The following is a 26,033-nucleotide window of genomic DNA, read 5'->3' on the forward strand; positions in this document are numbered from 1 at the left end:
GCCCGCTGCCAGCGCCGCGCGGACGCGCTATAAGGCGGCCATGCTTCCCTTGCTTCCGCTCATCCGGCGCGTGCGCCACGGCCTCACTCTCGGTGTGCGCACCATCGTCATGGACGAGGCGCGCGGCGTACTTCTGGTGCGCCATTCCTATACGCCCGGCTGGCATTTTCCCGGCGGCGGCGTGGATGTGGGCGAAACCACGGAAGAGGCGGCCCGGCGCGAACTGATGGAAGAAGCGGCGGTCACCGCCGAAGGTCCGTTGGTGCTTCATGGCCTGTTCTTCAATCCCCGCGTCGGCGGGCGCGATCATGTGGCCTGCTATCTCGTGCCGCGCTTTTCGTTCGAGGCCCTGCCCGGCCCCAATCTGGAGATTCGCGAGGTGCGCTTTTTCCCGCGCGACGCTTTGCCGGCGGATGTCACCGCCAGCACGCTGCGCCGCCTCGCCGAGATCGAAGGCGGGCACCCGCCGGACCCGCGCTGGTAGGCGCGCATCATTCCCCGAGCGCGCGGTCCATCGCCCTCGCCTACCGTTCGCTGCCTGTCTCATTCGGGAGCTTTCTCATGGAAGTGACCTCCACCCCCTCCCCCGCCGCCGAAATCGCCGCCCTGCTCGATCGCCTCGGCGTTGCGCCCGCAGCGCGCGCCGGCGGCACGCTGGCGACGCATTCGCCGATCACGGGCGAGCAGGTCGCCGCCCTGCATGAAACGCCCGACGCGACGGCAGCAATCGGCGCGGCCCACGCGGCCTTTCTCACCTGGCGCTCCGTGCCCGCGCCCCGCCGCGGCGAGCTGGTGCGCCTGCTGGGCGAGGAATTGCGCGCCGCCAAGGACGATCTCGGCCGGCTGGTGACCCTGGAGGCGGGCAAGGTTCTCTCCGAAGGGCTGGGCGAAGTGCAGGAGATGATCGACATCTGCGACTTCGCCACCGGCCTGTCGCGCCAATTGCACGGCCTCACCATCACCACCGAGCGCCCCGACCATCGCATGATGGAAACCTGGCATCCGGCGGGCGTCGTGGGCGTTATCTCGGCGTTCAATTTTCCCGTCGCCGTCTGGTCCTGGAACGCCGCGCTGGCGTTGGTGTGCGGCAACGCCGTGGTGTGGAAGCCCTCGGAAAAGACGCCGCTGACCGCGCTCGCGGTCCAGGCCATTTTCCAGCGCGCGGCGGAACGCTTCGGGGAGGCGCCGGCCAGCCTCTCCACTTTGCTGATCGGCGGGCGCGAGATGGGCGAAGCGCTGGTGGACGATCCGCGCGTGCCCGTGGTCTCGGCCACCGGCTCCACCGCCATGGGCCGCGCGGTCGCGCCGCGCCTTGCCGCGCGGTTCGCGCGCGCGATCCTGGAACTCGGCGGCAACAATGCCGCCATCGTCTGCCCTTCCGCCGACATCGACCTGACGGTGCGCGCAGTGGCGTTTGCCGCCATGGGCACCGCCGGCCAGCGCTGCACCAGCCTGCGGCGGCTGATCGTGCACGAGAGCGTTTATGACGCTCTGATTGCCCGCCTCAAGGCCGCCTATGGATCGGTGCGCGTGGGCGATCCGCGCGATCCGGCAACGCTCGTCGGCCCGCTCATAGATGAGGCAGCGGCGCTGGCTATGACCCGCGCACTGGATTCGGCCCGCGCCGAAGGGGGCAAGGTGAGCGGCGGGGAGAGCGTGCGGCCGGCTGGCCTTGCGGGCGGCGCCTATGTGCGGCCGGCTTTGGTTGAGATGCCCAGCCAGAGCGCCATCGTGCGGACGGAAACCTTCGCGCCCATCCTCTATGTGCTGCGCTACACGTCTCTGGACCAAGCGATCGCCCTTCAGAACGACGTGCCGCAGGGCCTTGCGTCCTCCATCTTCACCACCGACTTGCGCGAGGCCGAGCGCTTCCTCTCCGCCGCCGGATCGGACTGCGGCATCGCCAACGTGAATATCGGCCCCTCGGGCGCCGAGATCGGCGGGGCGTTCGGCGGCGAGAAGGAGACCGGCGGCGGGCGCGAGGCCGGCTCGGACAGCTGGAAGGCCTATATGCGCCGGGCCACCAACACCATCAATTACGGCACCCGCTTGCCCCTCGCCCAGGGGGTGAGCTTCGATCTGGGCTAGGGCCGCGCGCCGCACGGGCCGAACCCTTTCTTGTAAGGCATAAACATTGCTTCATAATCGGCATGTCCAGCATGCGGGAGCCTTGTGAATGCCCTTCATCCACCGCATCGGTCCACGCAGCTATGTGTTCGCCGACCTCAAGGAGCTGATGGCCAAGGCGACACCGCCGCGTTCCGGCGACATGCTGGCCGGCATCGCAGCCACCAGCGCGGAGGAGAATATCGCGGCCAAGATGTGCCTCGCCGAGGTGCCGCTGAAGACCTTCCTGTCCGAGGCGCTGATCCCTTATGAGGAGGACGAGGTCACGCGTCTCATTCTCGACGGGCACGATCATTCCGCCTTCGCGCCGGTGGCGAGCCTCACCGTCGGCGATTTTCGCGATTATCTTCTCTCCGATGCCGCAACGCCGGAAACCCTCGCCCGCCTCGCACACGGCCTGACACCGGAGATGGTGGCTGCGGTTTCCAAGATCATGCGCAACCAGGACCTCATCCTGGTGGCGAAGAAGTGCCGGGTGGTGACGCGCTTCCGCAACACCATCGGCCTGCCCGGCACCATGGCCGTGCGCCTCCAGCCCAACCACCCCACCGACGATGCCGCTGGCGTTTCCGCCGCCATCCTCGACGGGCTGCTCTATGGCTGCGGCGATGCGGTGATCGGCATCAATCCCGCCTCCGACAGCCTGCCGGTCCTTGATCGGCTGCTGAAGCTGATGGATGCAGTGATCACGCGCTTCGCCATTCCCACCCAGAGCTGCGTGCTGACCCACGTGACCACCTGCATCGACCTGATGAACCGCGGCGCGCCGGTGGACCTGGTGTTCCAGTCCATCGCGGGGACGCAGGCCGCCAACCGCTCGTTCGGCATCGACCTTGCTGTTCTGCGGGAAGGCTATGACGCCGCCCGGTCGCTGAAGCGCGGTACGCTCGGCACCAATGCCATGTATTTCGAAACCGGCCAGGGCGCGGCGCTCTCCGCCAATGCGCACCATGGCGTGGACCAGCAGACCTGCGAAGCACGGGCCTATGCGGTGGCGCGCGCCTTCGAGCCGCTGCTGGTGAATACGGTGGTCGGCTTCATCGGGCCGGAATATCTGTATGACGGCAAGCAGATCATTCGCGCCGGCCTGGAAGACCATTTCTGCGGCAAGCTGCTGGGCGTGCCGCTGGGCGTGGACGTCTGCTACACCAATCACGCGGAAGCCGACCAGGACGACATGGACACCTTGCTCACCCTGCTGGCGGCGGCGGGCGTGACTTACATCATGGGCATTCCGGGCGCCGACGACGTGATGCTCAATTATCAGTCGACCTCGTTCCACGATGCCCTTTATGTGCGCGAAGTATTCGGGCTGAAGCGGGCGCCGGAATTCGAGGCGTGGCTCCAGTCCATGCAGATCACCGGCACCGACGGGCGGCTGCTGCCCGCCGATGGCGGTCATCCGCTGCTCGGCTTCGTGGCGGAGCGGGCGGCATGATCGCGCGCGATCCCTGGCTCGCCTTTACCCGGCATACCCCGGCCCGCATCGCGCTCGGGCGCACCGGCGCGAGCCTGCCGACGCAGGAGGTGCTGCGCTTCGCCCTCGCCCATGCCCAGGCCCGCGACGCGGTCCACACGCCGTTCGACGCAGCCGCCGTGGAGGCGCAGGTGCGCGCGCTCGGTTTCGATACCGTGCAGATCGCCAGCGCCGCCCCGGCCCGCGACGTCTATCTGCGCCGGCCCGATCTCGGCCGCCGCCTTGCGGAGGCGAGCCGCACCCTGCTCGAGGCGGCCGCGCCTCGCCCTGTCGACCTCGCGCTCGTGGTGGCGGACGGGCTTTCCTCCGCCGCCGTGCACGCGCAGGCCGTGCCGTTCCTTGCAGCGCTCAAGCCCTGGATCGAGAAGGAAAATTGGCGGATCTCGCCGGTCTGCATCGCCGCGCAGGCGCGCGTCGCGCTGGGGGATGAAGCCGGCGCCGCGCTCAAGGCCCGCGCGGTGCTGGTGATGATCGGCGAGCGGCCCGGCCTGTCCTCGCCGGATAGTCTCGGCCTCTACCTCACCTTCGCGCCCCGCCCCGGGCGCACGGACGCGGAGCGCAACTGCATCTCGAACGTGCGCGCGGAGGGCCTCTCCCACGCGGCCGCCGCCTTCAAGCTGGCGTGGTTGCTGAAGGAGGCGTTCCGCCGCGAGATCACGGGGGTGGACCTCAAGGACGAGAGCGATGCGCTGCTGGAAGACGGGCGGCCGCCACTCGCGCTTTCGGCCGTCGGTGGGGACTGACCCTAAGGCACGGTCCTTGCTTTAGGGAAACCGTATGGGCCGGCAACCGGCGTTCCGGTGGCCGCTGGGCAGAGGGCAGGATTCATGAGCGCTCAAAAATCTTCCGGCGTCAGCTATACCACTGTCGATATCAAATATTTCGAGCAGCGCGCCCTGAAGCGCCACGCCCGGGTCTGGTCGCTGTGGGCTCTGGGCGTCGGCGCGGTCATTTCGGGCCACTTTTCCGGCTGGAACCTTGGGCTCGCCTCCGGCGGCTGGGGCGGCATGTTCATCGCCGCCATCATCATCGCCATCATGTATCTCGGCCTGACCTTCTGCATTGCAGAGATGTCGCCCGCTTTGCCCCATACCGGCGCGGCCTATTCCTTCGCCCGCACCACCATGGGGCCGTGGGGCGGCTTCGTGACCGGGCTGTGCGAGAACGTGGAATACGTCATCACGCCAGCGGTGGTCGTCTCCTTCATCGGCTCCTACATGGGATCGATCTTCGGCACGCCGCCGGAATTCCAGCCGGTCTACTGGATCTTCGGCTACATCATCTTCGTCGGCCTCAACGTGGTCGGTGTGGAACTCTCCTTCAAGGTGACGCTGGTGGTCACCCTCGCCGCGCTCGCCTGCCTGGTGGCGTTCTGGGTCAGCGCCATCCCGGTCATGAACTTCTCGCGCTGGGCGCTCAACATGGGCGTGGGGCCGGACGGGACCGCGGTGGAACTGCCCAATGGCGGCGGCCCGTTCCTGCCGTTCGGCATCGGCGGCGCGCTCGCGGCCATGCCGTTCGCGGTCTGGCTGTTCCTCGCCATCGAGCAATTGCCGCTGGCGGCGGAAGAATCCGTCGATCCCAAGACCGATATGCCCAAAGGCATCATCGCCGGCATGGCGACGCTGATCGTCTCCGCCTTCATGATTCTGTGGCTGAATTCCTCGGTGGCGAACGGCGCATTCGGCCTGTCCACCTCGCTCGAACCCCTGCTGGACGGCTTCAAGGCCATCTACGGCACGGGCATCGCCAGCCTGTTGGCGCTGGTCGCTGTGGTGGGGCTGATCGCCTCCTTCCACACCATCATCTATGCCCAGGGCCGGCAGATCTATTCCCTGTCGCGCGCCGGCTATTTCCCGCGCAGCCTGTCCATCACCCACGGCAGCCGCAAGACCCCGCACGTGGCCATGATCGCCGGCGCGGTGGTCGGGCTCGTCATCATGCTGGCCATCTGGTTCACGCTGGGCGTCGAGGCGGGGGCGGCGGCCATCGGCGGCACGCTGCTGAACATGGCGGTGTTCGGCGCCATGCTCTCCTACGTGATGCAGGCGCTGTCCTTCATCCTCATGCGGAAGAACATGCCGCAGATCGCGCGTCCCTATGTGAGCCCGTTCGGCATTCCGGGCGCCGTGATCACCATCGTGATCGCCCTGGTGACGATCTATTTCCAGCTGTCCGACCCGATCTATCGCCACGGCGTCATCGGCGTGGCGATCTGGTTCGCCGTCGGCATGGCCTATTTCGCCGCCTACGGGCGCCACAAGCTGGTGCTCTCGCCCGAGGAGGAGTTCGCCCTCTCCAAGGGCACGGCCGAATACAAGAGCTACTGAACAGGGCCCTTAAACGAAACTCCCGCGGTCGCAGCGGCGATCGCGGGAGCCTTTCACAACCGGCGCGCGGCGTGCCGGGTCAGACGTGCTCGACCGACACCACGCGATAGGTGTGCATCTCCTCGTCCTCGCGAATCGAGACATATTCGCCCGGCGCGAAGGCTTCATCGCCGAAGCGATAGCCGGACTCGTCGTCCTCGTCGCCGCTGACATCGTAGCGGAACGCCCAGCTGCCGCCGGGGCGGCGCACCAAATGGCCGATATCGTCCGCCTCGCCCGGGCGGAAGCGAACCACGCGGCACGCGGCGCGGTTGGCGTGCCAGAGGTCCGCGTCGATGCGGCCGTTCTCATCCAGCGGGGCGACAAAGGAATAGCCGAAATTGCGGGATCCCTCCGGGTGATCCTTTTCGCGCGCGAGTTCGAGACGGATCTCTCGGAAGGAATGAGGCAGTTGGCTCATAAGCGGTCTCCTCGGGCTTTGCCCATCGCCGATTCCGGAACGGGCTCCTTTCATGCCGCAGGAAGAAAATAAGCGCCAGTTACGGGCATTCACTTATGGAAAAGTCCGCAATGAATATTTTCCGTTCGTTGATCCAGCCCAAGGCGTTCGCGCCCGCACACATTATGATAAACTCTTATATCAGTGCGGAGACGGACCCATGACCGACGCTTCGACTTTCCCGGACTATACAAAAGCCCTTGCCGATATGTGGCCGACCAAGACGCCGGCGTTCGGCTGGCCGATGGCCGCCGCACGTGTCTATTGGATCGAGCTGCCGATCGCGATCAACGCCCACCTGCAGCGCTTCGCCACCGCCCAGCTCCAGGAGCAGATGCGCCTGATGAGTGAGATGGCGAAGCCCGATGCCGCCACCTCGGTGCTCACCAAGGAAGCAGCCTTCCTTCAGCAATCCGCATTCGCCTGGGGCACGGAAGTGCTCGAGATCGTGGAATTGTGCAAGGAGAAGCTGTTGAACCCCGCCGCCTCGCCTGAAGAAGCGGACGCAGGATATCGTCACGCCGCCTGAGCCGCGTGACGCGTGAAGGCAAGGCCGCGGCACGCTGGCCGCGGCAGGGAAGCGTGTGCGCCCCGGTTCAGGGGGTGGGGCCGAACCCCTCCAGCACGATCTTACCCCGGGCCCGGCCGCTTTCGAGCATGCGGTGCGCCCGCCGCAGGTTCTCCGCATTGATCGGACCATAGGTTTCCGCGAGCGTGGTGCGGATTTCGCCCGCATCCACAAGGGCGCTGACCTCGTTGAGGATGGCGTGCTGCGCCTCCATGTCCGCCGTCTCGAACATCGAGCGGGTGAACATGAGTTCCCAATGCACCGAGACGCTCTTGCGCTTGAAGCCGTTGATGTCCAGCGTCGCAGGATCGTCGATCAGCGCGAAGCGACCCTGGGGGGCGATCAGCTCCGCGATGGCCCCCAGGTGCTGGTCGGTGTTGGTGGTGGAAAAGACGAAGGCCGGTTCGCCGAGGCCGAGCCCCTTCACCTGTTCCGCAAGCGGCCTGGAATGATCCACCACATGGTGCGCCCCGAGATCGCGCACCCATTGCTGCGTCTCCGCCCGCGAGGCGGTGGCGATGACCGTGAGATCGGTAAGCTTGCGGGCCAGTTGCACGGCGATGGAGCCGACCCCGCCGGCGCCGCCGATGATGAGGACCGCGTGCGCCACGCCCAGCACCGGCTGCGTCACATGAAGGCGATGGAATAGCGTCTCCCACGCAGTCAGGGCCGTCAGGGGCAGGGCGGCCGCCTCCGCCCAGTCGAGCGTGGCGGGTTTCTTGCCGACGATCCGCTCGTCCACCAGATGGAACTCAGCATTTGTCCCCTGCCGGCCCAAGGCGCCGGCATAGAACACCTCGTCACCCGGCTTGAAGAAGCTGGCATCCGGCCCGACCTCGACCACGACGCCCGCCGCATCCCAACCCAGCACCTTCCATTCCCCCGCCTCGGGTTCGGCGCGGCGCCGCACCTTGGTATCCACCGGATTGACCGAGACGGCCCGCACCTCGACCAGCAGATCCCGCCCCGTGGCGGCCGGACGGGGCAGCTCGATGTCGCTCAGGGCCAGGGGATCGTCGATGGGGAGGGAACGTTGATAGCCGACGGCACGCATGAAAACCTCCAGTTCTGGACTGGCGCTAAAATGCTGAGTACGCTTCTAGGCGCAAGAACGCACATAAACCGCCCATAGTGTCGAAAAGGATACCGTGAGATGCCCCGGGTGCGCCACAAGAGCCTCGATTGCAGCCCAGGCTGCGCCGTGGAGGGCACGCTCAGCCTGATCGACGGCAAATGGAAGGGTGTGATCCTCTATCATCTGTTCGAGAGCACGCTGCGCTTCAACGAGCTCCGCAAGCGCCTGCCCAACGTGACCCAGCGCATGCTGACCAATCAATTGCGCGAGCTGGAGGCGCAGGATCTGATCGTGCGGACGGTCTATCCGGTCGTGCCGCCCAAGGTGGAATATTGCCTGTCGCCCCGCGGCCAGAGCCTGGAGCCGGTGATCATGGCGCTGAAAGCCTGGGGCGATGCCAATCTCGACCTGACAAAACCCGTCGAGACGGAAGGCGCGGCAGCCGCCTGAGCCTGGTGCGGACGGCGGGACTCGAACCCGCACGCCTTACGGCGCAAGATTTTAAGTCTCGTGCGTCTACCGATTCCGCCACGTCCGCCTTCAGGAGCGCGGACCTTATGCGAGACCTTGGGCCGGGACAACAGCCGCAGCGGCCGGCGGCGCGCTTCAGGCGCGGCCTTCCAGCTGCTCGGTGGTGACGGGCGTGATGGCGACCGACTCGCCGCAGCCGCAGGCCGAGGTCTGGTTCGGATTGTTGAACACGAACTGGGCCGACATCTTGTCGGTCTTGAAGTCCATCTCGGTGCCGAGCAGGAACAGGATCGCCTTAGGATCGACGATCACCTTCACGCCCTTATCCTCCACTACCTCGTCGCGCGGGGTGATTTCCGGCGCGTAATCAAGGGTGTAGGACATGCCGGCGCAGCCGCCGTTCTTGACCCCCACGCGCACGGCTTCCGCCGGCGGTTGCGAACGCGCCATGATCTCGCGGATACGTTCGGCGGCGGCATCGGTGATGCGCATAACGGGCGGGCGGGGACGAAGGGCAGCCATTTTCTTCAAAACTCCGAACCACGCCGGTTCAAGGCCGGCGGATAAGTGCCCTTAAAATGGGGTACCCCGGCGCTCCCGGCAAGTGCCGTGCGCGCGGAGCCCGCAAGCCCCATGCAACCGAAACCGTGCGCGGGCGTTCAGCTTGGCAATAAGGAGCCCAAGCATGGCGGTACGCAAGGCGGCGAACGGGACGCAGGACGAGGCCGTAGACCACCCGCTGGAGGACGACGCGCCCAAGGATCTCACCGCGCAGGACCATGCGCAGGTGGAGGAGCATCGCAACCTGCGACCGCTCGCGGTCTATGAGGTGATCCGCCGCGAGGGCGTCGAGGAATTGCGCCGGCCGGTGGCGAGCCTGTGGTGGTCGGGGCTCGCGGCCGGGCTCTCCATCGGCTTTTCGGTGGTGGCCGAGGGCGCATTGCATGCCCACCTGCCCGATGCGCCCTGGCGGCCGATCATCGAGAGCATCGGCTATTCGCTCGGCTTCCTGATCGTGATTCTCGGGCGCTACCAGCTCTTTACCGAAATCACGCTCACCGCCGTCCTGCCCGTTCTGGCCGATCCGACCCGCGCCGCCTTGGCGGCGCTTGCCCGCATATGGGGCGTGGTGTTCGCCGCCAACATGGTGGGCACGGCGATCTTCGCCGCCCTGCTCTCCACCCGCGTGATCCTGCCGGCGGAGATCGACGCCGGGATCCTCGCCCTGTCGCGGGAACTGGCGACTCTCACCCCCACCGATGCGCTGGTGCGCGGCATTGTCGCCGGCTGGCTAATCGCTACCGTGGCCTGGCTGCTGCCGAGCGCGGAGCATTCGCGCGTCATCATCATCGTCGCGCTCACCGGCCTGATCTCGCTGCTTCAGCTCTCCCACGTGGTTTCGGGGTCGGTGGAGATCTTCTATCTCACGGCGCTCGGCGAAATCGGCATCGGCAAGGCCCTCGGCGGGTTCATCCTGCCTTTGCTGGTGGGCAACATGATCGGCGGATCGGCCTTGTTCGCGCTGCTCGCCTACGGGCAGGTGAAGGACGAAATGAAGGACGATGAGACAGCATCGCCCTCGGCCGGTTCCCCCAAGCCGGCGCCCGGCCAGAGGGGAAAGGAAAAGCCCGTTTTGCCTAATCCGGCACGAAAGCCCGAGAAAAATGTTTCACGTGAAACAATGGCTTAGCGCAGACGAATAGCGGTTTCGTGGGGCGTCTCCGTGCCTTTCCGGCACACCAAACCGGGATTTCGCCCCAACGTTCGGGCGAACTTCGGCAACGCGGAATCCGCGCCGTACATCTACGCTTGCGTCAATAGTTCGGCCACAGGCCCGGCGTGGCAAGTTCGAGCAGGGTGCCGTCGGGATCGCGGAAATAGAGGCTGACGCCGCCCTTGGGCCAGCGCATCTCGCCCTCGATGGGAACGCCGTGGCGGGCAAGATGGGCGCGCCAGGCATCGAGCGCTTCGGCGGCGATGGCGATGGCGATGTGCGCGCGCCCTGCCGCATCGTGGGGCGGAATGGTGCCGCCCGGCAGCGCCAGCGTCTCGTTCGCGGCGCCACGCTTGAACAGCAGCAGCACCGTGCCGCCGAGGGCATAGGCGCGGAACCGCGCGTCGGCCAGCATGGGCGAAAGGCCCATCACCCTTTCATAGAAGGCGCCCGCGCGGGCGAGATCGTCCACATACAGGCCGGTTTCCAGCACCGGCCCCAAGGGCGGCGCGGCCGCGGATGTAACGGGTGGCGCGGTCGTCTCGCCGGCCACCGCCGCTCACCACAGATTGAGGGTGGCGCGCGCTTCTTCCGACATGCGGCCCTGGTCCCAGGGCGGGTCGAAGGTGATTTCCACCGTGACGCCGCCGACGCCTTCCACCGTGTTCACGGCGTTTTCCACCATGCCCGGCAGTTCGGCCGCCGAAGGGCAATTGGGGGTGGTCAGCGTCATCTCCACCGCGACCGAGCGGTCGTCGGCGATGTCCACCTTGTAGATCAGGCCCAGCTCGTAAATATCGACCGGGATTTCGGGATCGTAGACGGTCTTCATGGCCGCGACGATGTCGTCGGTGAGACGCGCCAGTTCATCCTCGGGAATCGTGGATTTGATTTCCGGGGCGTTCGGGGTGTCGTTAAGCGCCGTTTCCGTCATGCGAACAGATCCTGCGCCTTCAGCAAGGCCGCCGCAAGGCGGTCCACATCGGCGCGCGTGTTGTAGAGGGCGAGTGAAGCCCGGCAGGTGGCCGTCGTGTCATATCGGGCCAGAAGCGGCTGAGCGCAATGGGTTCCCGCACGCACCGCGACACCATAGCGGTCCAGCACGGTGGCGACGTCATGGGGATGGGCATTCTTCATCTCGAACGAGATGATGGCGCCCTTGTTCGCCGCCGTGCCGATGATGCGCAGGCTGTTCATGGCGCCGAGCACCTCGTGGGCATAAGCGGAAAGTTCGCGCTCGTGCGCCTCGATGCGCTCGCGGCCGAGCGAGGTCATATAGTCCAGCGCCGCGCCGAGGCCGATGGCCTGGACGATGGGCGGCGTGCCCGCTTCGAAGCGGTGCGGCGGGGCGGCGTAGGTCACGCGGTCCTCGCTCACCTCGCGGATCATCTCGCCGCCGCCCTCATAGGGCGGCATCTGGGCGAGCAGGTCGAGCTTGCCGTAGAGGATGCCGATGCCGGTGGGCCCATAGAGCTTGTGGCCGGTGACCGCGAAGAAATCCACGTCCAGGTCGCGCACGTCCACCGGCATGTGGACCGAGCTCTGGCACCCATCCACCACCACTTTCGCGCCCACCGCATGGGCGGCGCGGGCGATCTCCTTGATGGGCGTCACCGTGCCGAGCACGTTGGACATCTGGGTGATGGCGACGATCTTGGTGCGCGGGGTCAGAAGCTGCTCGAACGCCTCGAAATCGAACGAACCGTCCTCGCGCACCGGCGCCCATTTGATGATTGCGCCCTTGCGCTCGCGCAGGAAGTTCCAGGGCACGATGTTGGAATGGTGCTCCATGATGGAGAGCACGATCTCGTCGCCCGCCTCAATCGACTGGCCGAGCGAACTCGCCACCGTGTTCAGCGAACCGGTGCCGGAGCGGGTGAAGATGATTTCGTCAATGCTGGCGGCATTGAAGAAGGCGCGGATGGTCTCGCGCGCCGCCTCATAGGCTTCCGTCGCCGCATTGGCGAGATAATGCAGCCCGCGATGGACGTTGGAATATTCGAACTCATAAGCATGGCGCATCCGGTCCAGCACCTGCGCCGGCTTCTGGGCCGAGGCGGCATTGTCCAGATAGCTCAGGGGGTGGCCATTCACCTCCATCGACAGCACGCGGAAATCGGCGCGCACCTTCTCGACGTCATAGGTGCCGTTGGCCACTGCGGGATGCGTCTTCGTCATTCGGATCATTCCTTGCCACACATCTCCCTCTCCCGCTGGCGAGAGAGGGTTGGGGAAGGGGCACTTCGGACCGCGCCGCCGATCCCGAAACGCGCCGCACCTTCCTCCGTCCCTCGCCCTCCCCCGCACGCGGGAGAGGGAGTCATGGTGTTTCCCGCACGCGAGAGCGAACCAGGCCCAGCTTACCCCGCCCGCTTCTTCAGCCAGGCCTCGGCACGGGCGATCAGGCTGTCGCGCAGATCGTCGTTTTCCACGAATTCCAGCGCCTCGCCCACGAACGCCTGGATCAGCATGGCCTCGGCTTCCTTGGCCGGGATGCCGCGCGCCTTGAGGTAGAACAGCAGGTCCTCGTCGAGATCGCCCGCCGTCGCGCCGTGGCCGCACTGCACATCGTCGGCGAAGATCTCAAGCTCGGGCTTGTTGTCCATCTCGGCGGTCTCGCCGAGCAGGAGCGCCTGGCTCATCATGCGCCCGTCGGTCTTCTGCGCGTCGGGGCGCACCACGATCTTGCCCTGGAACACGCCGTGGCTCTCGTCCGCCAGCACGGTCTTGAACAATTCGCGGCTCTCGCAATGGGCCACCGCATGGTCCAGCAGAAGCGTCACGTCCGCATGCTGGCGGCCCTTCAGCAGGGTGACGCCGCGCAGGCCGACCTGCGAATGGGTGCCGGAAAAGCGCCCATAGACGCTGAGCCGCGCCGCCTGCGCGCCCGAGGTCAGGCCGAACGTGTGGAACCGCACGTCCCGGCCGATGTCGGCCATGAAGGTGCCGAGGTGGAGCGCCTTGTCGCCCTCCTCCTGGAGACGCACGTAATCGAGATGGCTTTCGTCGCCGGCGAACACCTCGATGGCGTCGTTCGCCTGATAGGGCACGCCGTCGCGGCCCTGGAAGCTCTCGATCAGCGTGACGCCGGCGCCCACGCCCACATCCAGCAGGCTGCGGGAATAGGTGGCGGCCGCATCGTCCAGGGTGAACACGTGGGCGATATGGAGCGGCCGCGCGATCCGCGCGCCGTCCGCCACATGGATCACCACGCCTTCGCCGAGGAAGGCGGTGTTGAGCGCGAGCGCGCCGTCATAGCGCTGCGGCGCGAGCGTGCCGAGCTTCTCGACCGCTCCATGCCCCTTGGCGATGGCGCTGCCGAGCGGCATGACGGAGAGGCCGGGTTCCAGGCCGACCAGATCCGAATGCTGGCGATCCAGCACGCCATTGACGAACAGGATGCGGCGCGCGCCGGGGAAGGTGATGGCGCGCAGATGCCCTTCCGCCGCGGCGCTATCGGAGATCTGCGTGACCGGGGCGAAGGCCTCGCGCAGCAAAGCGCGCAGGTCGGTATATTTCCACTCCTCCACCCGGCGATGCGGCAAGCCGTTCTCGCGGAACGACGCGAGCGCGGCTTCGCGCACCTCGCCGAGGCGGGCGGCGAGTGGGCCGCTGAGAGCGTCCTGCGCCACGCGCCCGTCGAGGGTCGCGAGCAATTGGTCTTCGGCGGCCGTTCGGACCGGCTGGTTATGGATGGTCATGCTGCGATCCTCACGCCGCGTCCTGGCCGTAGCCGGCGTAGCCGGAGGCTTCCAGCTCGTGCGCCAGTTCCTTGCCGCCGGTCCGCACGATGCGGCCCTTGTGCATCACGTGCACCACGTCCGGCACGATATGGTCCAGCAGGCGCTGGTAATGGGTGATGACCACCATGCCGCGCTCAGGCGAGCGCAGGGCGTTCACGCCCTCGGACACCACCTTCAGCGCGTCGATATCGAGCCCGGAATCGGTCTCGTCGAGGATGCAGACCTTCGGCTGGAGCAGGGTCATCTGCAGGATTTCGTTGCGCTTCTTCTCGCCGCCGGAGAAGCCCACGTTCACCCCGCGCCGGAGCATCTCCTGGCTGATGCCGAGATGGCCGGCCTTCTCCTTCACCAGGCGCAGGAATTCGGGGGTGGAGAGTTCCTCTTCCCCGCGCGCCTTGCGCTGCGCGTTCAGCGCCGTGCGCAGGAAGGTCATGGTGGCGACGCCGGGGATCTCGATGGGATATTGGAACGCCAGGAACAGGCCGGCGGCGGCACGCTCTTCCGGCGCCATGTCCAGCAGGTCCAGCCCGTCCAGCAGCGCTTCGCCCGCGGTGACCTCATAGTCCGGCTTGCCGGCGAGGACGTAGGACAGCGTGGACTTGCCGGAGCCGTTCGGCCCCATGATGGCATGCACCTCGCCGGCGTTCACCGTGAGGTTGAGGCCCTTGAGGATCTCGTTGTCGTCGATGCGGGCGTGCAGATTTTTGATTTCGAGCAAAGCCATGATCGTTTCCATTCGTCAGACTGCGGCGGCCGGAATCCGCGAGGCGTCTTCGGCCTCGCGCGGAACGGCGCCGCGACATTTCGGGTCGGGAGCGCGGCCGCGCCCCGCATCCGGGGCACGGCGGGCGGGCGTCAGCCCACGGAGCCTTCCAGGCTCACGGAAATCAGCTTCTGCGCTTCCACGGCGAACTCCATGGGCAGCTGCTGGAGCACGTCCTTCACGAAGCCGTTGACGATCAGCGCCACCGCCTCTTCCTGCGAGAGACCCCGCTGGAGGCAATAGAACATCTGGTCCTCGGAGATCTTCGAGGTGGTGGCCTCGTGCTCGAACACCGCGCTGGAATTCTTGGCCTCGATATAGGGCACGGTATGCGCCCCGCACTTGTTGCCGATCAGCAGCGAGTCGCAGTTCGTGAAGTTGCGGGAATTGGTGGCCCGGCGATGCGCCGTCACCTGCCCGCGATAGGTGTTCTCCGAATGGCCGGCGGCGATGCCCTTGGAGATGATGCGGCTCGACGTGTTCTTGCCGAGGTGGATCATCTTGGTGCCGCTGTCCACCTGCTGGTAGCCGTTGGAAATGGCGATGGAATAGAATTCGCCCTGGCTGTTGTCGCCGCGCAGGATGCAGCTCGGGTATTTCCAGGTGATCGCCGAACCGGTTTCCACCTGGGTCCAGGAGATCTTGGAATTGTCGCCCCGGCAATCGCCGCGCTTGGTGACGAAGTTGTAGATGCCGCCCTTGCCGTCCTTGTCGCCGGGATACCAGTTCTGGACGGTGGAATATTTGATCTCGGCATCCTTCAGCGCCACCAGCTCGACCACGGCGGCATGGAGCTGGTTCTCGTCGCGCTGCGGGGCAGTGCAGCCTTCCAGATAGCTCACATAGGCGCCTTCGTCGGCGATGATGAGGGTGCGCTCGAACTGCCCGGTGTTCCGCTCGTTGATGCGGAAATAGGTGGACAATTCCATGGGGCAGCGCACGCCCTTGGGGATGTAGACGAACGAGCCGTCGGAGAACACGGCGGTGTTCAGCGTGGCGTAGAAATTGTCCGACACCGGCACGACCGAGCCGAGATACTGCTTCACCAGCTCGGGATGCTCGCGGATGGCTTCCGAGATGGAGCAGAAGATCACGCCCGCCTTGGCGAGTTCCGCCTTGAAGGTGGTGGCCACCGACACGCTGTCGAACACCGCGTCCACGGCGATGCGCGGCGCGCTGCTCTCGATGCCCAGCAGGGCCTCGCGCTCGCGCAGCGGGATGCCGAGCTTGTCGTAGGTGGCCAGAATCTCCGGGTCGATCTCGTCCAGCGACTTCGGCTTGGCCTTGGGCTGGGAGTAATAATAATAGTCCTGGAAATCGATCTTGGGATAGCTGACCCGCGCCCAGGTGGGCTCTTCCATGGTCAGCCAGCGCCGATAGGCGTCAAGGCGCCATTCCAGCATCCATTCCGGCTCGTTCTTTTTTGCCGAGATATAGCGGACGGTGTCTTCGCTCAGGCCCTTCGGGGCCTTCTCGCTCTCGATATCGGTGACGAACCCGTATTTGTACTGGTCGACATCGATCGATCGGGCGAGATCGACCGTCTCCTGAACTGCAGGCATCTTCTCGTCTCCTCTCCCGCGCGGGGTCAAGGCCCGCGGGTCAAGTCCTTCGGCGAGGGGATGGTGCTGGCCCGTCCTGAAGGAGGCCGCCATCCTGTTCCCGCCACGCTGTGCTTGGAGCATTTCCAGATCTAAAAAGTCGAGAAACTTTTTCTGGAATTGCTCTAAGCCGCCCGTTCCGGGCGGTTCCTGACGCGCGGTACGGTGCGGCCGATGGCCGCCAGCGCCGCGTCGATATCTTCGTTCGTGCTCGACCAGCCGAGCGACAGGCGGATCGCACCGCGCGCTTCGTCTTCCGCGAGCCCCATGGCTTTGAGCACATGGGATGCACCGACCTTGCCCGAGGAGCAGGCGGACCCCGCGCTCACCGATAGATGGGCAAGATCGAGGGCGATCACCAGGGTTTCGGCCTTGATACCGGGAAATATAACACAGGCGGTGTTCGGCAGGCGCGCGACATTCGCGCCGAGCACAACCGCGTCCGGCACCAAGGCGGCGATGCCCGCCTCCAGCCTGTCCCGCAAAGCGGAAAGGCGCGCCGCCTCTCCCACCAGATCCGCCCGCGCGGCGCGGGCCGCCGCGCCGAAGCCCACGAGGGCGGCGACATTCTCCGTGCCGGCGCGCCGGCCCCGCTCTTGCCCGCCGCCGGCGATCAACGGCTGGCGCACGAGCGTATCGCCGTGCCCCGCCACCAGCGCGCCCGCGCCCTGGGGGCCGCCCATCTTGTGGGAGGACAAGGTGAGGAAATCCGCGCCCAGCGCCGCCATGTCGAGAGGAAGGCGCCCGGCGCCCTGGACCGCGTCGCAATGCACCACCGCGCCGCGCGCTTGCGCCAGCGCCGCCACCTCCGCCACGGGCTGGAGAATGCCGGTCTCGTTATTGGCCAGCATCACCGACACCAGCGCCTGCCGCCCGGCCGCCGCGTGGCGCGCGAGCGCCGCGTCCAGCGCATCGAGATCGATGCGGCCATCGGTGTCCAAAGGAAGGGTTTCGACCTGCTCCTGCGCGAAGCGATGGCCGTGCAGCACGGAGGGATGCTCGCCCGCGCTTGCGAGAAGAACGTCGCAGGTCACCCGGCGGCCGCGCACTTCGAGGGCGGGATGGAGCGCCAGCGCATTGGCCTCGCTCGCCCCGGAGGTGAAGACGATGCCGCGCGGATCGGCGCCCGTGAGCGCGGCGATCTCCATGCGCGCCTGTTCCACGCGCTGGCGCGCGGCGCGCCCGTCCGCATGAATGGAGGAGGCGTTGCCGCCCCGGTCCAGGGCATCGATCATGGCGTCCCGCGCCTGCGGCCGCAGGGGCGAGGTGGCATTGTGGTCGAGGAACACCCGGGAGGATGGCGCCGCGCTCATGGCCGCAGCCTTTGGTGTATCGTCACGGCCTTCTCCAAGCCCCGTCCCGGCGCTGCGGCAGAGCGCGCACCTTGGACCAAAAGCTTGCAATTGGGCATCGTCTCATCCATATGTCAGACTTCATCCGTCTCTGCCCCGCAGCGTTGTTACCATCGCGCGGCCGGAAGGGATAAATTAGAATTATTCTAAATAGATAGGGCGGCGTCCAGGCCAAGTCAAGGCGTCCTCGCGAAGACGTCTTTGGGCAGGTTCGTGTTTCGGCCCGGCCGAAAAGCATCTGCCCCGCCTTTGCTGCTGCCCGCCGAGAGGTTGCGGACGTCCATGCCAGAAGTCATCTTCACCGGCGAGAAGGGGCGGCTTGAGGGTCGCTATCAGCCCGCAAAGACACGCAATTCCCCCATCGCGATTATTCTTCATCCGCACCCGCAGTTCGGCGGCACGATGAACAATCCCGTCGTGTACAACCTTTACTATCAGTTCGTGAACCGCGGCTTCTCGGTGCTGCGCTTCAATTTTCGGGGCGTCGGCCGCAGCCAGGGCTCGTTCGACCATGGCCCAGGCGAACTCTCCGACGCCGCCGCCGCGCTCGACTGGGCGCAGTCGGTGAACCCGGATGCGCGCGCCTGCTGGATCGCCGGCGTGTCCTTCGGCGCCTGGATCGGCATGCAGCTGCTGATGCGCCGGCCGGAGGTGGAAGGCTTCATCTCCATCGCCGCGCCCGCGAACCTGTTCGACTTCTCCTTCCTGGCGCCCTGCCCCTCCTCCGGCTTGTTCGTCCACGGCGATAAGGACGCGGTGGTGCCGACCACGGCGGTCGCCACCCTGGTGGAAAAGCTGAAGACCCAGAAGGGCATCGTCATCGAGCAGCAGATCGTGCCGGGCGCGAACCACTTCTTCGACGGCAAGACCGACGAGCTGATGAATGTGGTCGGCACCTATCTCGACAAGCGCCTCCCCGGCGCCCGCACCACCAGCGCCGCCTGAGGGTTCCCCCGCCGCGCTGCGGTCTCGCAAAGCCCCCCTCCCTACCCCTCTCCCGTTTGCGGGGGAGGGGTAGGGAGCGGGAACGCGGCAGTGCAATCCCTTCCCCTTAATCGGGCGAGAATACCACCCCACCCGTGAGCGGCTCCGGCGCGCCTGTGGTGGAAGGAAACGTCAGCGGCAGCCCGCGCAGGGTGCGTACCGCCAGGAAGCCGAAGGCATGGGCCTCCAGCGCATCGGCGGACCAGCCCATGGCCTCCGCCGGCACCACCGGCCGCCCGAGCCGCGCTTCCAGCATCGCCATGAGCGTCGGATTGCGCGCGCCGCCGCCGCCGACGATCCAGCGCTCCGGCACCGCCGGCAGGATGGGGACGATGGCCGCGACCGATGCCGCCGTGATGGCGGCAAGGGTCGCCGCGCCATCTTCAGTGCGATAGCCGTCGAGCTTCACCCGCTCCGCCACAAAGGCGCGAAACGCGTTGCGATCGAGGGATTTGGGCGGCGGCAGCGCGAAGAAGGGATGGTCCAGCACGCGCAAGACCGCATCCTCATCCACCTCCCCCGCCGCAGACAGGGCCCCGTCCGCATCGAAGGGGATGCCGGTGCGGGCGAACACGAAATCATCCAGCAGCGCGTTGCCGGGGCCGGTATCGCAGGCGATCGGGTCGGCCGCGCCGTCGATGACCGTGACGTTCGCCACCCCGCCGATATTGAGCACCGCCACCGGGCCGGTCATGTCGCGCGCGCGCACCAAGGCCTGGTGGAACACCGGCACCAGCGGCGCCCCCTGCCCGCCCGCCGCCACGTCGGCCGCGCGGAAATCACCCACCACCGTCGCCCCCAAGTCCCGCGCGAGCGCTTGGCCGAGCCCGAGCTGCACGGTGAGGCGGGCTTGCGGCCGATGAAACACCGTCTGTCCGTGGAAGCCGATCACGTCCAAATCGCCGGGCGTGAGGCGCATCTGGTCCAGCAGGGCGCGCACGGCCTCGGCGTGAAGGGTGGTGATGCGGTCTTCCGCCTCCGCCAGGGCGCCCGGCCGGGCCTCGCGGGAATTCACGCCGCGCGCATCGTTCATCGCCTGTTCCAGCAAGGCCCGCATGGGCGGCGCATAGGGATAGGTGGCCGAGGGGCCGAGCCAGAACACGCGCTCGCCGTCGGTCTCGATCAAGGCAGCATCGATGCCGTCCATGGACGTGCCGCTCATCAGCCCCAGAGCCCGCATGCGCTTCTCCCCGATGCAATCGCGCGTGAGACCTGTTACACCAGCCGCCTTTCCAAAGCCTGCTGTGCGGACCTCATGACTGCCTTTCGCTCCGATTTCCTGCGCACCCTCGATGAGCGCGGCTATATTCACCAGTGTTCCGATGCCGAGCGCCTGGACGCCAAGGCGTGCGAAGGGCCGATCACCGCTTATATCGGCTTCGACGCCACGGCCTCTTCCCTGCATGCCGGGCACCTGCTCTCCATCATGATGCTGCGCACGCTCCAGCGCACCGGGCACAATCCCATCGCGCTCATGGGCGGCGGCACCACCAAAATCGGCGACCCGTCCGGCAAGGACGAAGCCCGCAAGATGCTCACGGACGCGCAGATCGACGCCAACATCGGCTCGATCCGCAAGGTGTTCGAGCGGTTCCTGGATTTCTCCGCCGGCGCGAAGATGGAGAACAATGCGGCCTGGCTGGACGAGCTGAAATATATCCCGCTGCTGCGGGAAGTGGGGCCACACTTCACCATCAACCGCATGCTGACCTTCGATTCGGTGAAGCTGCGGCTGGAGCGCGAGCAGCCGCTGACCTTCCTCGAATTCAACTACATGATCCTGCAGGCCTACGATTTCGTGGAGCTGAACAAGCGCCACGGCTGCATTTTGCAGATGGGCGGCTCGGACCAGTGGGGCAATATCGTCAACGGCATGGAGCTGGGCCGCCGCATGCACGGCGCGGACCTGTTCGCGCTCACGACTCCCCTGCTCACCACCTCCTCGGGCGCCAAGATGGGCAAGACCGCCGGCGGCGCCGTGTGGCTCGATGCGGACCTGCTGAGCCCCTATGAATATTGGCAATATTGGCGCAACAGCGGGGATGCGGACGTGGTCCGCTTCCTCAAGCTGTTCACCGAATTGCCGCTGGACGAGATCGCCCGCCTGGGTGCGCTTGAGGGCCAGGAAATCAATCTCGCGAAGGAGATCCTCGCCACCGAGGCCACCGCCCTGCTGCACGGCCGCGCCGCCGCCGAGGAGGCCAAGGCCACCGCCCGCACCACATTCGAAGAGGGCGCGCTTGCGGTGAACCTGCCGAGCATCGACATCGGCACGGGGCAATTGGAAGCCGGCCTGCCGGCTGCAGGCGCCTTCGTTGCCGCTGGCCTCGTCGCTTCCACCAGCGAGGCGCGCCGCCAGATCAAGGGCGGCGGGCTGAAGGTGAACGACGCCACCCTGACCGACGAAAAGGCCGTGCTCGGCCTGCAGGATCTCACGGCGGAGGGCGTCATCAAGCTCTCGCTCGGCAAGAAGAAGCACGTGCTCCTGCGCCCGGTGTGATGAGCGCCCCATAAAAAAGGCTCCCCTGCGGGAGCCTTTTTCACGTCAGATGGAGCGATCAGCTCTTCCAGCGGCCTTCATACTTGAACTCGGGCGCGGCCTTCAGCTGGTCCTTGGTGGCGTTCATCATCGCCGACCACTTCTTGTCGCTCTCGGAATAGGCGATCTTCACCGCATTGGGGCGCACGATCACGTAGCGCTCTCCCATGCCCAGGAAGCCGCCGACCGAGAGGATGTAGCCGGCCAGTTCGCCCTGGGAGAGGATGAGATCCTTGATCTCGCCCACGGTCTCCTTCTCGCCGTTCATCACCTTCAGCCCGACGAGGTTGTAGCTCAGCACGTCGGTCGGCTTCGCGGTGACGAAAGCGTCGGACTGAACGGCCACAGCACTCTGCGCCATCACAGAGCTGACAGGCGCTGCGATCAGGGAAACGGCGGTCATGGCGAGTAGGATCTTGCGCATTATTATTGCTCCTGCATGAAATTGCATGACAGGAACTCTATTGTGCACAATAAGTTCCCAGCCCAATAACTGGAGCTTGGGCGTGAGACGGCCGAATTACCTGGCCGACAGTCATTCTCAGCTGTGGCTTTACTGGTGTTAGCCGCGTCACCGCACCGGGGGCGTATCGCTGGAATCTCGGAACTCGAACATCTTGCGCAGGAAGCCCGGCGCCACGGCGGACAGGGGATTGACGCGCAACGTCGGCCCGCTCATGGGCCCCGCGATCTCGAAGGTCACGCCCACGAGCCCCTCGTTCGGCCCTCCGCCCAGCAGCATGCCGATGACCGGCACCTTGCTGAACAGATTGTTCAGGCCATAGGCCGGCACATAGGTGCCGCGCATGGAGATGCGCTCCGCGGCGAAATCGATGGTGCCGTCCACGGTGACGCCCGCGACCGGCCCCCAGATCGCGCCTTCGCGAATGGTCACGCTGCCCGGTGTGCGGATGAACTTGGCCTGCGCCTTCTGGAACACGGCCGTGCCCGGCTCCTGGCGGCCGGTGGAATCGCGCGCGGCCGCGCTGAGGCTTTCCAGCCCCGGCTCGCCCCGCACCACGAAATCGCGGATGTTCAGCGTGCCTTCCTGGGGCGAGTTGTCGCCGCGCGGGGGGTCCACCACCACCCACATATCGCCGCCCTCGATCTTGGGATAGATCTCCAGGAAGCGCAGCACCGCGCCGGCGTCCGAGGTGCGCAGGAACAGCGCCCGCCGGCCCGCATCCGTATTGCGGATCTCGCCCGCCAGATTGCCCTCGCGCCCCACCTTGGCGCTCAGCGAGAAGGCGCGCAATTCCACGCCGCGCCGGCTCACGGTGAGGTCCATCTGGCGCAGCACCTCCCCGTTGTTGCCGGTGAGGGCGCCGATCTTCGCCTCCACATCCACATCCTGGTTGCGCGGCGGCTTGCCGGTCTTGGGGTCCTTGGGCGCGGCGGGGCTGCCGACGAGGCTTTTCATGATGCCGCGCGCGTCCACCACGTCGCCGGTGATGCGTACCCGCAGCACGTCGCCGGAGCGGTCGGCCTTCAGGCTGGCGCGATCGCCGTCGGAAAGCTGGAAGGTGGGGAAATTGGCCGCGTTCACGTCCCCGTTGTCGGCCAGTTCCAGCGATCCCTTGATGAGCGCGCCGGACCCGTCGAGCACCAGTTCGTTGATCTTGATGCGCGTGCCCGTGTCGATCGTGGAGAAGCGCGCTTTCAGCGGCCGCCCGGCCGGCTTGGAAAGGCCGGGGATGAGATCGGAGATGCGGGCCGCGGTCAGGTCCAGCTCGATATTGGCCTTGGTCTCGTTATTGTTGGTGGTTCCCACCAGTTTCAGCAGCACCGGCCCGGACACGGCCGTAAGGCCGATACCGATCTTGCTGCGCGCGGAATCGTCCAGCGTGGCGTTGACGCGCAGGTCGGCGTCGGCCTGGTCCTTCTTTTTCTCATATTCGAAGGTCGCGGGCGCCCCGGCGAGCTTGCCCTCGCCGCGCAGCAGGATGCCGGCCGGCGTCGCGAACACGGAAACCGTCGCGTTTTCCATGCGCTGGCCGGCGAACACGTTGTCGACGCCGAAATCGGTCAGCGTCGCCTCCACCGAATAATCGGTATCGGCCGGGTCGGCGACCTTGCGGAAATGGATGTTGATCTGCACCAGGGCCGAGAGGCGCCCGCGGGTGGTGGCGGGATCATAGGCGGCGCCGGCCGGTCCCTTCAGCGCGTCCATGCCCAGAACTTCGATGCCGGCGTCGGCGGGGCCGTCGATCTTCACCCGGATCTGGCTGCGCGGCTCGCGGGGGAAATAATCGGGCATGAAGAACACGCCGTCGGTCATGGCGAGCTTGCGATTGCCGGGCGTGACCACCGTGCCCTCGGGCAGGTTCACCCGCACTGTGCGGCCGGTGACGACCACATTGAGCTTGGCATCGCGGATCGGCGGCAGGCCCTTCAGCGCCTGGATGGTGAAGCCGCTGCCGCTCATTTCCAGATGCACCGCATCGTCGGGCAGCGGAATTTCCTTCTGGCCGATGAGGTCCAGCGGCATGTTCACGACGATGGTGGAGCCATCAATCGTGCCGCCGGTGACATTCTCCAGCACGAACGTGCGCGCCGGCGGAGCGATGGAGACCGGCCAGAAGCGGCGCACCGTGCTGGACGGCATGCGCGAGCCCACCGCATTCAGCTTGATGGCCGGCACGTCGATGCCGAAATCCACCATGCCGGAAAAGCTGAGGCCGCCGGCCGCGCTGGCGAGCCCGCCGCGCTCGAACAGCAATTGCTTGTTGGGCGGCGTGTAGCGCCCGACCACATCCACCGATGTGAGCACCAGCGGCGGATCAGGCATTTCCGGGCCAGCGAACACCACTTCGCGCTGCCGCAGGGTGTAGGGCCAGTCCTGGTCGGCGGCGGCGGGCACCTTCACTTCGCCCTGCAAGGCCACCTTGTTGGCATTCTTGCTGGCCATCAATTGGTCGATCGCCACCACGCGGCGCTGCGGGTCCAGCGTCAGCGCCAGTTCGGCGCCGTCCAGGGTGAAGCGTTCCAGCTCGTCCTCGCCATTGCCGATCTGGCCGGCGCCGAGCTGCACCTTGGCACTGGCGGCGCGCACGTTGCCGTCGAGGGCGAGGCGCGCATTGAGCGAAGCGGACAGGGGCATGTCCATATAGAAGCGCCGCCAATCCTGGCTGAACGCCTGGACCAGGTCGCGCGTCGAGACATCCTTGAGGTCGAGAACGACCGTGCGCTCGCGGTCGGCAACCGGGCCGATGGTTGCGACCAGGGTGGCCGTGCTGTGCGGGCTCTTCACCGTGAAGGTCAGCACCACGCCGCCGTGGGAGGGGCGCGCGAGGCGGATCGAGATGTCGTCGAACGTCACCTTGCGGCCGCTCGCCTCGTTCTGCACCACCAGCGTGCCGTCCTTGAGGCCCACGTCCTGCAGCGCCCCGCCGTCGAGGCCGCCGCGCTCCAATTGCTCCAGCCATTGGGCGAGCCCCTTGAGCACCAGCGGATCCGCCATCTGCTCGCGCGTGGCGCCCGAGGCAAGGACTGAGGGAGCCTGGGCCGAGGGAGCCTGCGCGGCGGGAGTTTGGGCGGTGGGTGCGCTCGAACCGCCGGACGTGGCGGCGGGCGCCTGCGTGGCGGGCGCTTTCCCGGCGGGGGCCGTCGCGGGGCTCAGGGGCGGCACCAGCGGCTCGCCGGTCGATGTCGTGGTGATGGCCTTCGCGCCCTTGCCGGTCGCCACCGCGACCGAGCCGGAGGCCGCGATTTTCACCGTCATTTCCGCGCCGATCAAATCTATTCTGCGCGCGCGCGGCGACAGCGTCAGGAGGCTGCCTTCCAACTCCACCTCGGCACTCGGGGCGCTGGCGACGAGTTCATTTCCCGGCCCGGTGACGCGAATGTCGTGCACGATGACGACCGAGCGCCCCTCCTCCATGGTCTCCATCGTGGTGGAGCCGATCTTCACCCTGTAGTTCGCACCCAGGCGTTCCTCGATGGCGCGTTCGATATAGGGCGTGGCGAGGTTTGCGGTGACGACGCCTTGCGAGATCAACCCATAGAGTGTGAGCGACGCGATACCACCGACGGCGAACACGCCCACCAGCAGCCACATGGCAAGACGCGCGACCCGGCTGCGCGGCACCAGCGCGCCGGCGATGCCTTGCAGGCGCGATCGCCGCACATGCCGTTCGCCCGGCTTGAGCTGCCTCGCGTTTTCGCTCATCCCTATGCAACCCTCCGCGTGCCGACTGGCGCCCCCGCGCCCGCATGGTGCGGCGCCAGAATGTACGATCCTGTTCCCCAGGCAAGGGCATCTGGCTCAGGCGGTATGACACCGACACGTCGAAAGGAAGGCACTTGGCTGAAATTCCCCCACAGGGCGCACCCGCTCCCGCCTTCACCCTGCCCCGCGACGGCGGCGGCACCATTTCCCTCAGCGACTTTTCCGGCCGCAAGCTGGTGCTCTATTTCTACCCCAAGGCTGATACCCCTGGATGCACCAAGGAAGCCATTGCCTTCAATGGTCTGCGGACCGAATTCGAGAAGGCGGACACGGCCATTCTCGGGGTCTCGGCCGATCCGGTTGGCAAGCAGGACAAGTTCAAGACCAAGTACGACCTGGATATTCCCCTCGGCTCGGACGAGAGCACGGCCATGCTCACGGCCTATGGCGTGTGGGGCGAGAAGAGCATGTACGGCCGAAAATACATGGGGATAGAGCGCGTCACCCTGCTCATCGACCGCGACGGAACCATCGCCCGCGTGTGGCCGAAGGTGAAAGTCACCGGCCATGCGGAAGAGGTGCTGGAGGCCGCGCGGGCGCTGGCTTAGCGGTTGCCAAAGCA

General features: G+C 66.5%; 24 protein-coding genes and 1 tRNA gene. 11 read left to right on the top strand and 14 right to left on the bottom strand.

Annotated elements, in window-relative coordinates; all coding sequences use genetic code 11:
• The first annotated feature begins 40 nt into the window (after window positions 1-40).
• From V5F68_RS15140 to V5F68_RS15160, 5 genes are all read left to right on the top strand, one after another.
• Window positions 41-484: an NUDIX domain-containing protein gene (locus V5F68_RS15140; RefSeq protein ID WP_394013354.1), complete on the top strand. Its 444-nt coding sequence runs from the start codon at window positions 41-43 to the stop codon at window positions 482-484.
• Window positions 485-561: 77 nt separating this feature from the next.
• A complete protein-coding gene (amaB, locus tag V5F68_RS15145; protein ID WP_394013355.1) occupies window positions 562-2,088 on the top strand; it encodes an L-piperidine-6-carboxylate dehydrogenase in 1,527 nt (508 codons plus the stop codon).
• Between the two features lie 88 nt (window positions 2,089-2,176).
• A complete protein-coding gene (locus V5F68_RS15150) occupies window positions 2,177-3,565 on the top strand; it encodes an ethanolamine ammonia-lyase subunit EutB (RefSeq protein ID WP_394013356.1) in 1,389 nt (462 codons plus the stop codon).
• Window positions 3,562-4,347, top strand: a complete 786-nt coding sequence (gene eutC, locus V5F68_RS15155; protein WP_394013357.1) for an ethanolamine ammonia-lyase subunit EutC — start codon at window positions 3,562-3,564, stop codon at window positions 4,345-4,347. Before V5F68_RS15150 ends, eutC begins: the two co-directional genes overlap by 4 nt.
• Before the next feature lie 84 nt (window positions 4,348-4,431).
• A complete protein-coding gene (locus V5F68_RS15160) occupies window positions 4,432-5,934 on the top strand; it encodes an amino acid permease (RefSeq protein ID WP_394013358.1) in 1,503 nt (500 codons plus the stop codon).
• Between the two features lie 79 nt (window positions 5,935-6,013).
• Here the strand turns inward: V5F68_RS15160 and V5F68_RS15165 are convergent, their stop codons facing one another.
• Entirely contained in the window at window positions 6,014-6,394 is a 381-nt protein-coding gene (locus tag V5F68_RS15165; RefSeq protein WP_348847379.1) for a hypothetical protein, read from the bottom strand.
• Window positions 6,395-6,593: 199 nt separating this feature from the next.
• On the opposite strand from V5F68_RS15165, the gene V5F68_RS15170 reads away from it, so the two are divergent.
• On the top strand, window positions 6,594-6,962 hold the full coding sequence (locus V5F68_RS15170) for a hypothetical protein (protein ID WP_394013360.1): 369 nt from the start codon (window positions 6,594-6,596) through the stop codon (window positions 6,960-6,962).
• Window positions 6,963-7,029: 67 nt separating this feature from the next.
• Here the strand turns inward: V5F68_RS15170 and V5F68_RS15175 are convergent, their stop codons facing one another.
• Window positions 7,030-8,055, bottom strand: coding sequence for a zinc-binding alcohol dehydrogenase family protein (locus V5F68_RS15175; protein WP_394013361.1), 1,026 nt, complete (start codon window positions 8,053-8,055; stop codon window positions 7,030-7,032).
• 99 nt (window positions 8,056-8,154) lie between these two features.
• Here V5F68_RS15175 and V5F68_RS15180 point away from each other — a divergent pair, with 99 nt between their 5' ends.
• A complete protein-coding gene (locus tag V5F68_RS15180; protein ID WP_394013362.1) occupies window positions 8,155-8,526 on the top strand; it encodes a winged helix-turn-helix transcriptional regulator in 372 nt (123 codons plus the stop codon).
• A 3-nt stretch (window positions 8,527-8,529) separates the two neighbouring features.
• On the opposite strand, the gene V5F68_RS15185 is transcribed toward V5F68_RS15180, so the two are convergent.
• Both V5F68_RS15185 and V5F68_RS15190 read right to left on the bottom strand, forming a co-directional pair.
• A tRNA-Leu gene (locus V5F68_RS15185) sits at window positions 8,530-8,614 on the bottom strand.
• A 68-nt stretch (window positions 8,615-8,682) separates the two neighbouring features.
• Window positions 8,683-9,069: a HesB/IscA family protein gene (locus tag V5F68_RS15190; RefSeq protein WP_394013363.1), complete on the bottom strand. Its 387-nt coding sequence runs from the start codon at window positions 9,067-9,069 to the stop codon at window positions 8,683-8,685.
• Window positions 9,070-9,232: 163 nt separating this feature from the next.
• Between V5F68_RS15190 and V5F68_RS15195 the strand changes: the two genes are divergently transcribed.
• Window positions 9,233-10,237, top strand: a complete 1,005-nt coding sequence (locus V5F68_RS15195) for a formate/nitrite transporter family protein (RefSeq protein WP_394013364.1) — start codon at window positions 9,233-9,235, stop codon at window positions 10,235-10,237.
• A gap of 124 nt (window positions 10,238-10,361) precedes the next feature.
• On the opposite strand, the gene V5F68_RS15200 is transcribed toward V5F68_RS15195, so the two are convergent.
• The 7 genes from V5F68_RS15200 to V5F68_RS15230 form a co-directional block, all read right to left on the bottom strand.
• Window positions 10,362-10,814, bottom strand: coding sequence for a VOC family protein (locus tag V5F68_RS15200; protein ID WP_394013365.1), 453 nt, complete (start codon window positions 10,812-10,814; stop codon window positions 10,362-10,364).
• 6 nt (window positions 10,815-10,820) lie between these two features.
• On the bottom strand, window positions 10,821-11,195 hold the full coding sequence (locus V5F68_RS15205; protein ID WP_348847386.1) for an SUF system Fe-S cluster assembly protein: 375 nt from the start codon (window positions 11,193-11,195) through the stop codon (window positions 10,821-10,823).
• Complete coding sequence (locus V5F68_RS15210) at window positions 11,192-12,439, bottom strand: cysteine desulfurase (protein WP_394013367.1); 1,248 nt, start codon at window positions 12,437-12,439, stop codon at window positions 11,192-11,194. Before V5F68_RS15210 ends, V5F68_RS15205 begins: the two co-directional genes overlap by 4 nt.
• Window positions 12,440-12,621: 182 nt before the next feature.
• On the bottom strand, window positions 12,622-13,962 hold the full coding sequence (sufD, locus tag V5F68_RS15215; protein ID WP_394013368.1) for a Fe-S cluster assembly protein SufD: 1,341 nt from the start codon (window positions 13,960-13,962) through the stop codon (window positions 12,622-12,624).
• A 10-nt stretch (window positions 13,963-13,972) separates the two neighbouring features.
• Complete coding sequence (gene sufC, locus V5F68_RS15220; protein ID WP_394013369.1) at window positions 13,973-14,728, bottom strand: Fe-S cluster assembly ATPase SufC; 756 nt, start codon at window positions 14,726-14,728, stop codon at window positions 13,973-13,975.
• A gap of 131 nt (window positions 14,729-14,859) precedes the next feature.
• Window positions 14,860-16,329, bottom strand: coding sequence for a Fe-S cluster assembly protein SufB (gene sufB, locus V5F68_RS15225; RefSeq protein WP_394013370.1), 1,470 nt, complete (start codon window positions 16,327-16,329; stop codon window positions 14,860-14,862).
• A 164-nt stretch (window positions 16,330-16,493) separates the two neighbouring features.
• Window positions 16,494-17,681 carry a cysteine desulfurase family protein gene (locus tag V5F68_RS15230; RefSeq protein ID WP_394013371.1) on the bottom strand — a complete coding sequence of 396 codons (1,188 nt, stop codon included), beginning with the start codon at window positions 17,679-17,681 and terminating at the stop codon, window positions 16,494-16,496.
• 321 nt (window positions 17,682-18,002) lie between these two features.
• Here V5F68_RS15230 and V5F68_RS15235 point away from each other — a divergent pair, with 321 nt between their 5' ends.
• Complete coding sequence (locus V5F68_RS15235; RefSeq protein WP_394013372.1) at window positions 18,003-18,665, top strand: alpha/beta hydrolase; 663 nt, start codon at window positions 18,003-18,005, stop codon at window positions 18,663-18,665.
• Between the two features lie 106 nt (window positions 18,666-18,771).
• Here the strand turns inward: V5F68_RS15235 and V5F68_RS15240 are convergent, their stop codons facing one another.
• Window positions 18,772-19,884 (bottom strand): anhydro-N-acetylmuramic acid kinase, encoded by a 1,113-nt coding sequence (locus V5F68_RS15240; RefSeq protein WP_394013373.1) that lies wholly within the window; start codon window positions 19,882-19,884, stop codon window positions 18,772-18,774.
• Window positions 19,885-19,959: 75 nt separating this feature from the next.
• Here V5F68_RS15240 and tyrS point away from each other — a divergent pair, with 75 nt between their 5' ends.
• Window positions 19,960-21,204, top strand: a complete 1,245-nt coding sequence (tyrS, locus tag V5F68_RS15245; RefSeq protein WP_394013375.1) for a tyrosine--tRNA ligase — start codon at window positions 19,960-19,962, stop codon at window positions 21,202-21,204.
• A gap of 58 nt (window positions 21,205-21,262) precedes the next feature.
• On the opposite strand, the gene V5F68_RS15250 is transcribed toward tyrS, so the two are convergent.
• Both V5F68_RS15250 and V5F68_RS15255 read right to left on the bottom strand, forming a co-directional pair.
• Window positions 21,263-21,604: a PRC-barrel domain-containing protein gene (locus tag V5F68_RS15250; RefSeq protein WP_394013491.1), complete on the bottom strand. Its 342-nt coding sequence runs from the start codon at window positions 21,602-21,604 to the stop codon at window positions 21,263-21,265.
• A 210-nt stretch (window positions 21,605-21,814) separates the two neighbouring features.
• A complete protein-coding gene (locus V5F68_RS15255) occupies window positions 21,815-25,411 on the bottom strand; it encodes a YhdP family protein (RefSeq protein ID WP_394013376.1) in 3,597 nt (1,198 codons plus the stop codon).
• A 134-nt stretch (window positions 25,412-25,545) separates the two neighbouring features.
• Between V5F68_RS15255 and bcp the strand changes: the two genes are divergently transcribed.
• Window positions 25,546-26,019: a thioredoxin-dependent thiol peroxidase gene (gene bcp / locus V5F68_RS15260; protein WP_394013377.1), complete on the top strand. Its 474-nt coding sequence runs from the start codon at window positions 25,546-25,548 to the stop codon at window positions 26,017-26,019.
• Window positions 26,020-26,033: the final 14 nt, after the last annotated feature.

Source organism: Roseixanthobacter pseudopolyaromaticivorans, assembly GCF_043195145.2.
Lineage (GTDB): Bacteria > Pseudomonadota > Alphaproteobacteria > Rhizobiales > Xanthobacteraceae > NCEH01.

What these genes read in the sequence shown, in the direction of transcription:
- V5F68_RS15150 (WP_394013356.1), top strand. Translation starts at nt 2,177, where the DNA reads ATGCCCTTCATCCACCGCATCGGTCCACGCAGCTATGTGTTCGCCGAC.
- V5F68_RS15165 (WP_348847379.1), bottom strand. Translation starts at nt 6,394, where the DNA reads ATGAGCCAACTGCCTCATTCCTTCCGAGAGATCCGTCTCGAACTCGCG.
- V5F68_RS15210 (WP_394013367.1), bottom strand. Translation starts at nt 12,439, where the DNA reads ATGACGAAGACGCATCCCGCAGTGGCCAACGGCACCTATGACGTCGAG.
- V5F68_RS15235 (WP_394013372.1), top strand. Translation starts at nt 18,003, where the DNA reads ATGCCAGAAGTCATCTTCACCGGCGAGAAGGGGCGGCTTGAGGGTCGC.
- V5F68_RS15230 (WP_394013371.1), bottom strand. Translation starts at nt 17,681, where the DNA reads ATGAGCGCGGCGCCATCCTCCCGGGTGTTCCTCGACCACAATGCCACC.
- V5F68_RS15255 (WP_394013376.1), bottom strand. Translation starts at nt 25,411, where the DNA reads ATGAGCGAAAACGCGAGGCAGCTCAAGCCGGGCGAACGGCATGTGCGG.
- V5F68_RS15195 (WP_394013364.1), top strand. Translation starts at nt 9,233, where the DNA reads ATGGCGGTACGCAAGGCGGCGAACGGGACGCAGGACGAGGCCGTAGAC.
- V5F68_RS15180 (WP_394013362.1), top strand. Translation starts at nt 8,155, where the DNA reads ATGCCCCGGGTGCGCCACAAGAGCCTCGATTGCAGCCCAGGCTGCGCC.
- sufC (WP_394013369.1), bottom strand. Translation starts at nt 14,728, where the DNA reads ATGGCTTTGCTCGAAATCAAAAATCTGCACGCCCGCATCGACGACAAC.
- V5F68_RS15205 (WP_348847386.1), bottom strand. Translation starts at nt 11,195, where the DNA reads ATGACGGAAACGGCGCTTAACGACACCCCGAACGCCCCGGAAATCAAA.
- V5F68_RS15250 (WP_394013491.1), bottom strand. Translation starts at nt 21,604, where the DNA reads ATGGCGCAGAGTGCTGTGGCCGTTCAGTCCGACGCTTTCGTCACCGCG.
- sufB (WP_394013370.1), bottom strand. Translation starts at nt 16,329, where the DNA reads ATGCCTGCAGTTCAGGAGACGGTCGATCTCGCCCGATCGATCGATGTC.
- tyrS (WP_394013375.1), top strand. Translation starts at nt 19,960, where the DNA reads ATGACTGCCTTTCGCTCCGATTTCCTGCGCACCCTCGATGAGCGCGGC.
- V5F68_RS15140 (WP_394013354.1), top strand. Translation starts at nt 41, where the DNA reads ATGCTTCCCTTGCTTCCGCTCATCCGGCGCGTGCGCCACGGCCTCACT.
- sufD (WP_394013368.1), bottom strand. Translation starts at nt 13,962, where the DNA reads ATGACCATCCATAACCAGCCGGTCCGAACGGCCGCCGAAGACCAATTG.
- V5F68_RS15170 (WP_394013360.1), top strand. Translation starts at nt 6,594, where the DNA reads ATGACCGACGCTTCGACTTTCCCGGACTATACAAAAGCCCTTGCCGAT.
- V5F68_RS15240 (WP_394013373.1), bottom strand. Translation starts at nt 19,884, where the DNA reads ATGCGGGCTCTGGGGCTGATGAGCGGCACGTCCATGGACGGCATCGAT.
- V5F68_RS15175 (WP_394013361.1), bottom strand. Translation starts at nt 8,055, where the DNA reads ATGCGTGCCGTCGGCTATCAACGTTCCCTCCCCATCGACGATCCCCTG.
- eutC (WP_394013357.1), top strand. Translation starts at nt 3,562, where the DNA reads ATGATCGCGCGCGATCCCTGGCTCGCCTTTACCCGGCATACCCCGGCC.
- amaB (WP_394013355.1), top strand. Translation starts at nt 562, where the DNA reads ATGGAAGTGACCTCCACCCCCTCCCCCGCCGCCGAAATCGCCGCCCTG.
- V5F68_RS15160 (WP_394013358.1), top strand. Translation starts at nt 4,432, where the DNA reads ATGAGCGCTCAAAAATCTTCCGGCGTCAGCTATACCACTGTCGATATC.
- V5F68_RS15190 (WP_394013363.1), bottom strand. Translation starts at nt 9,069, where the DNA reads ATGGCTGCCCTTCGTCCCCGCCCGCCCGTTATGCGCATCACCGATGCC.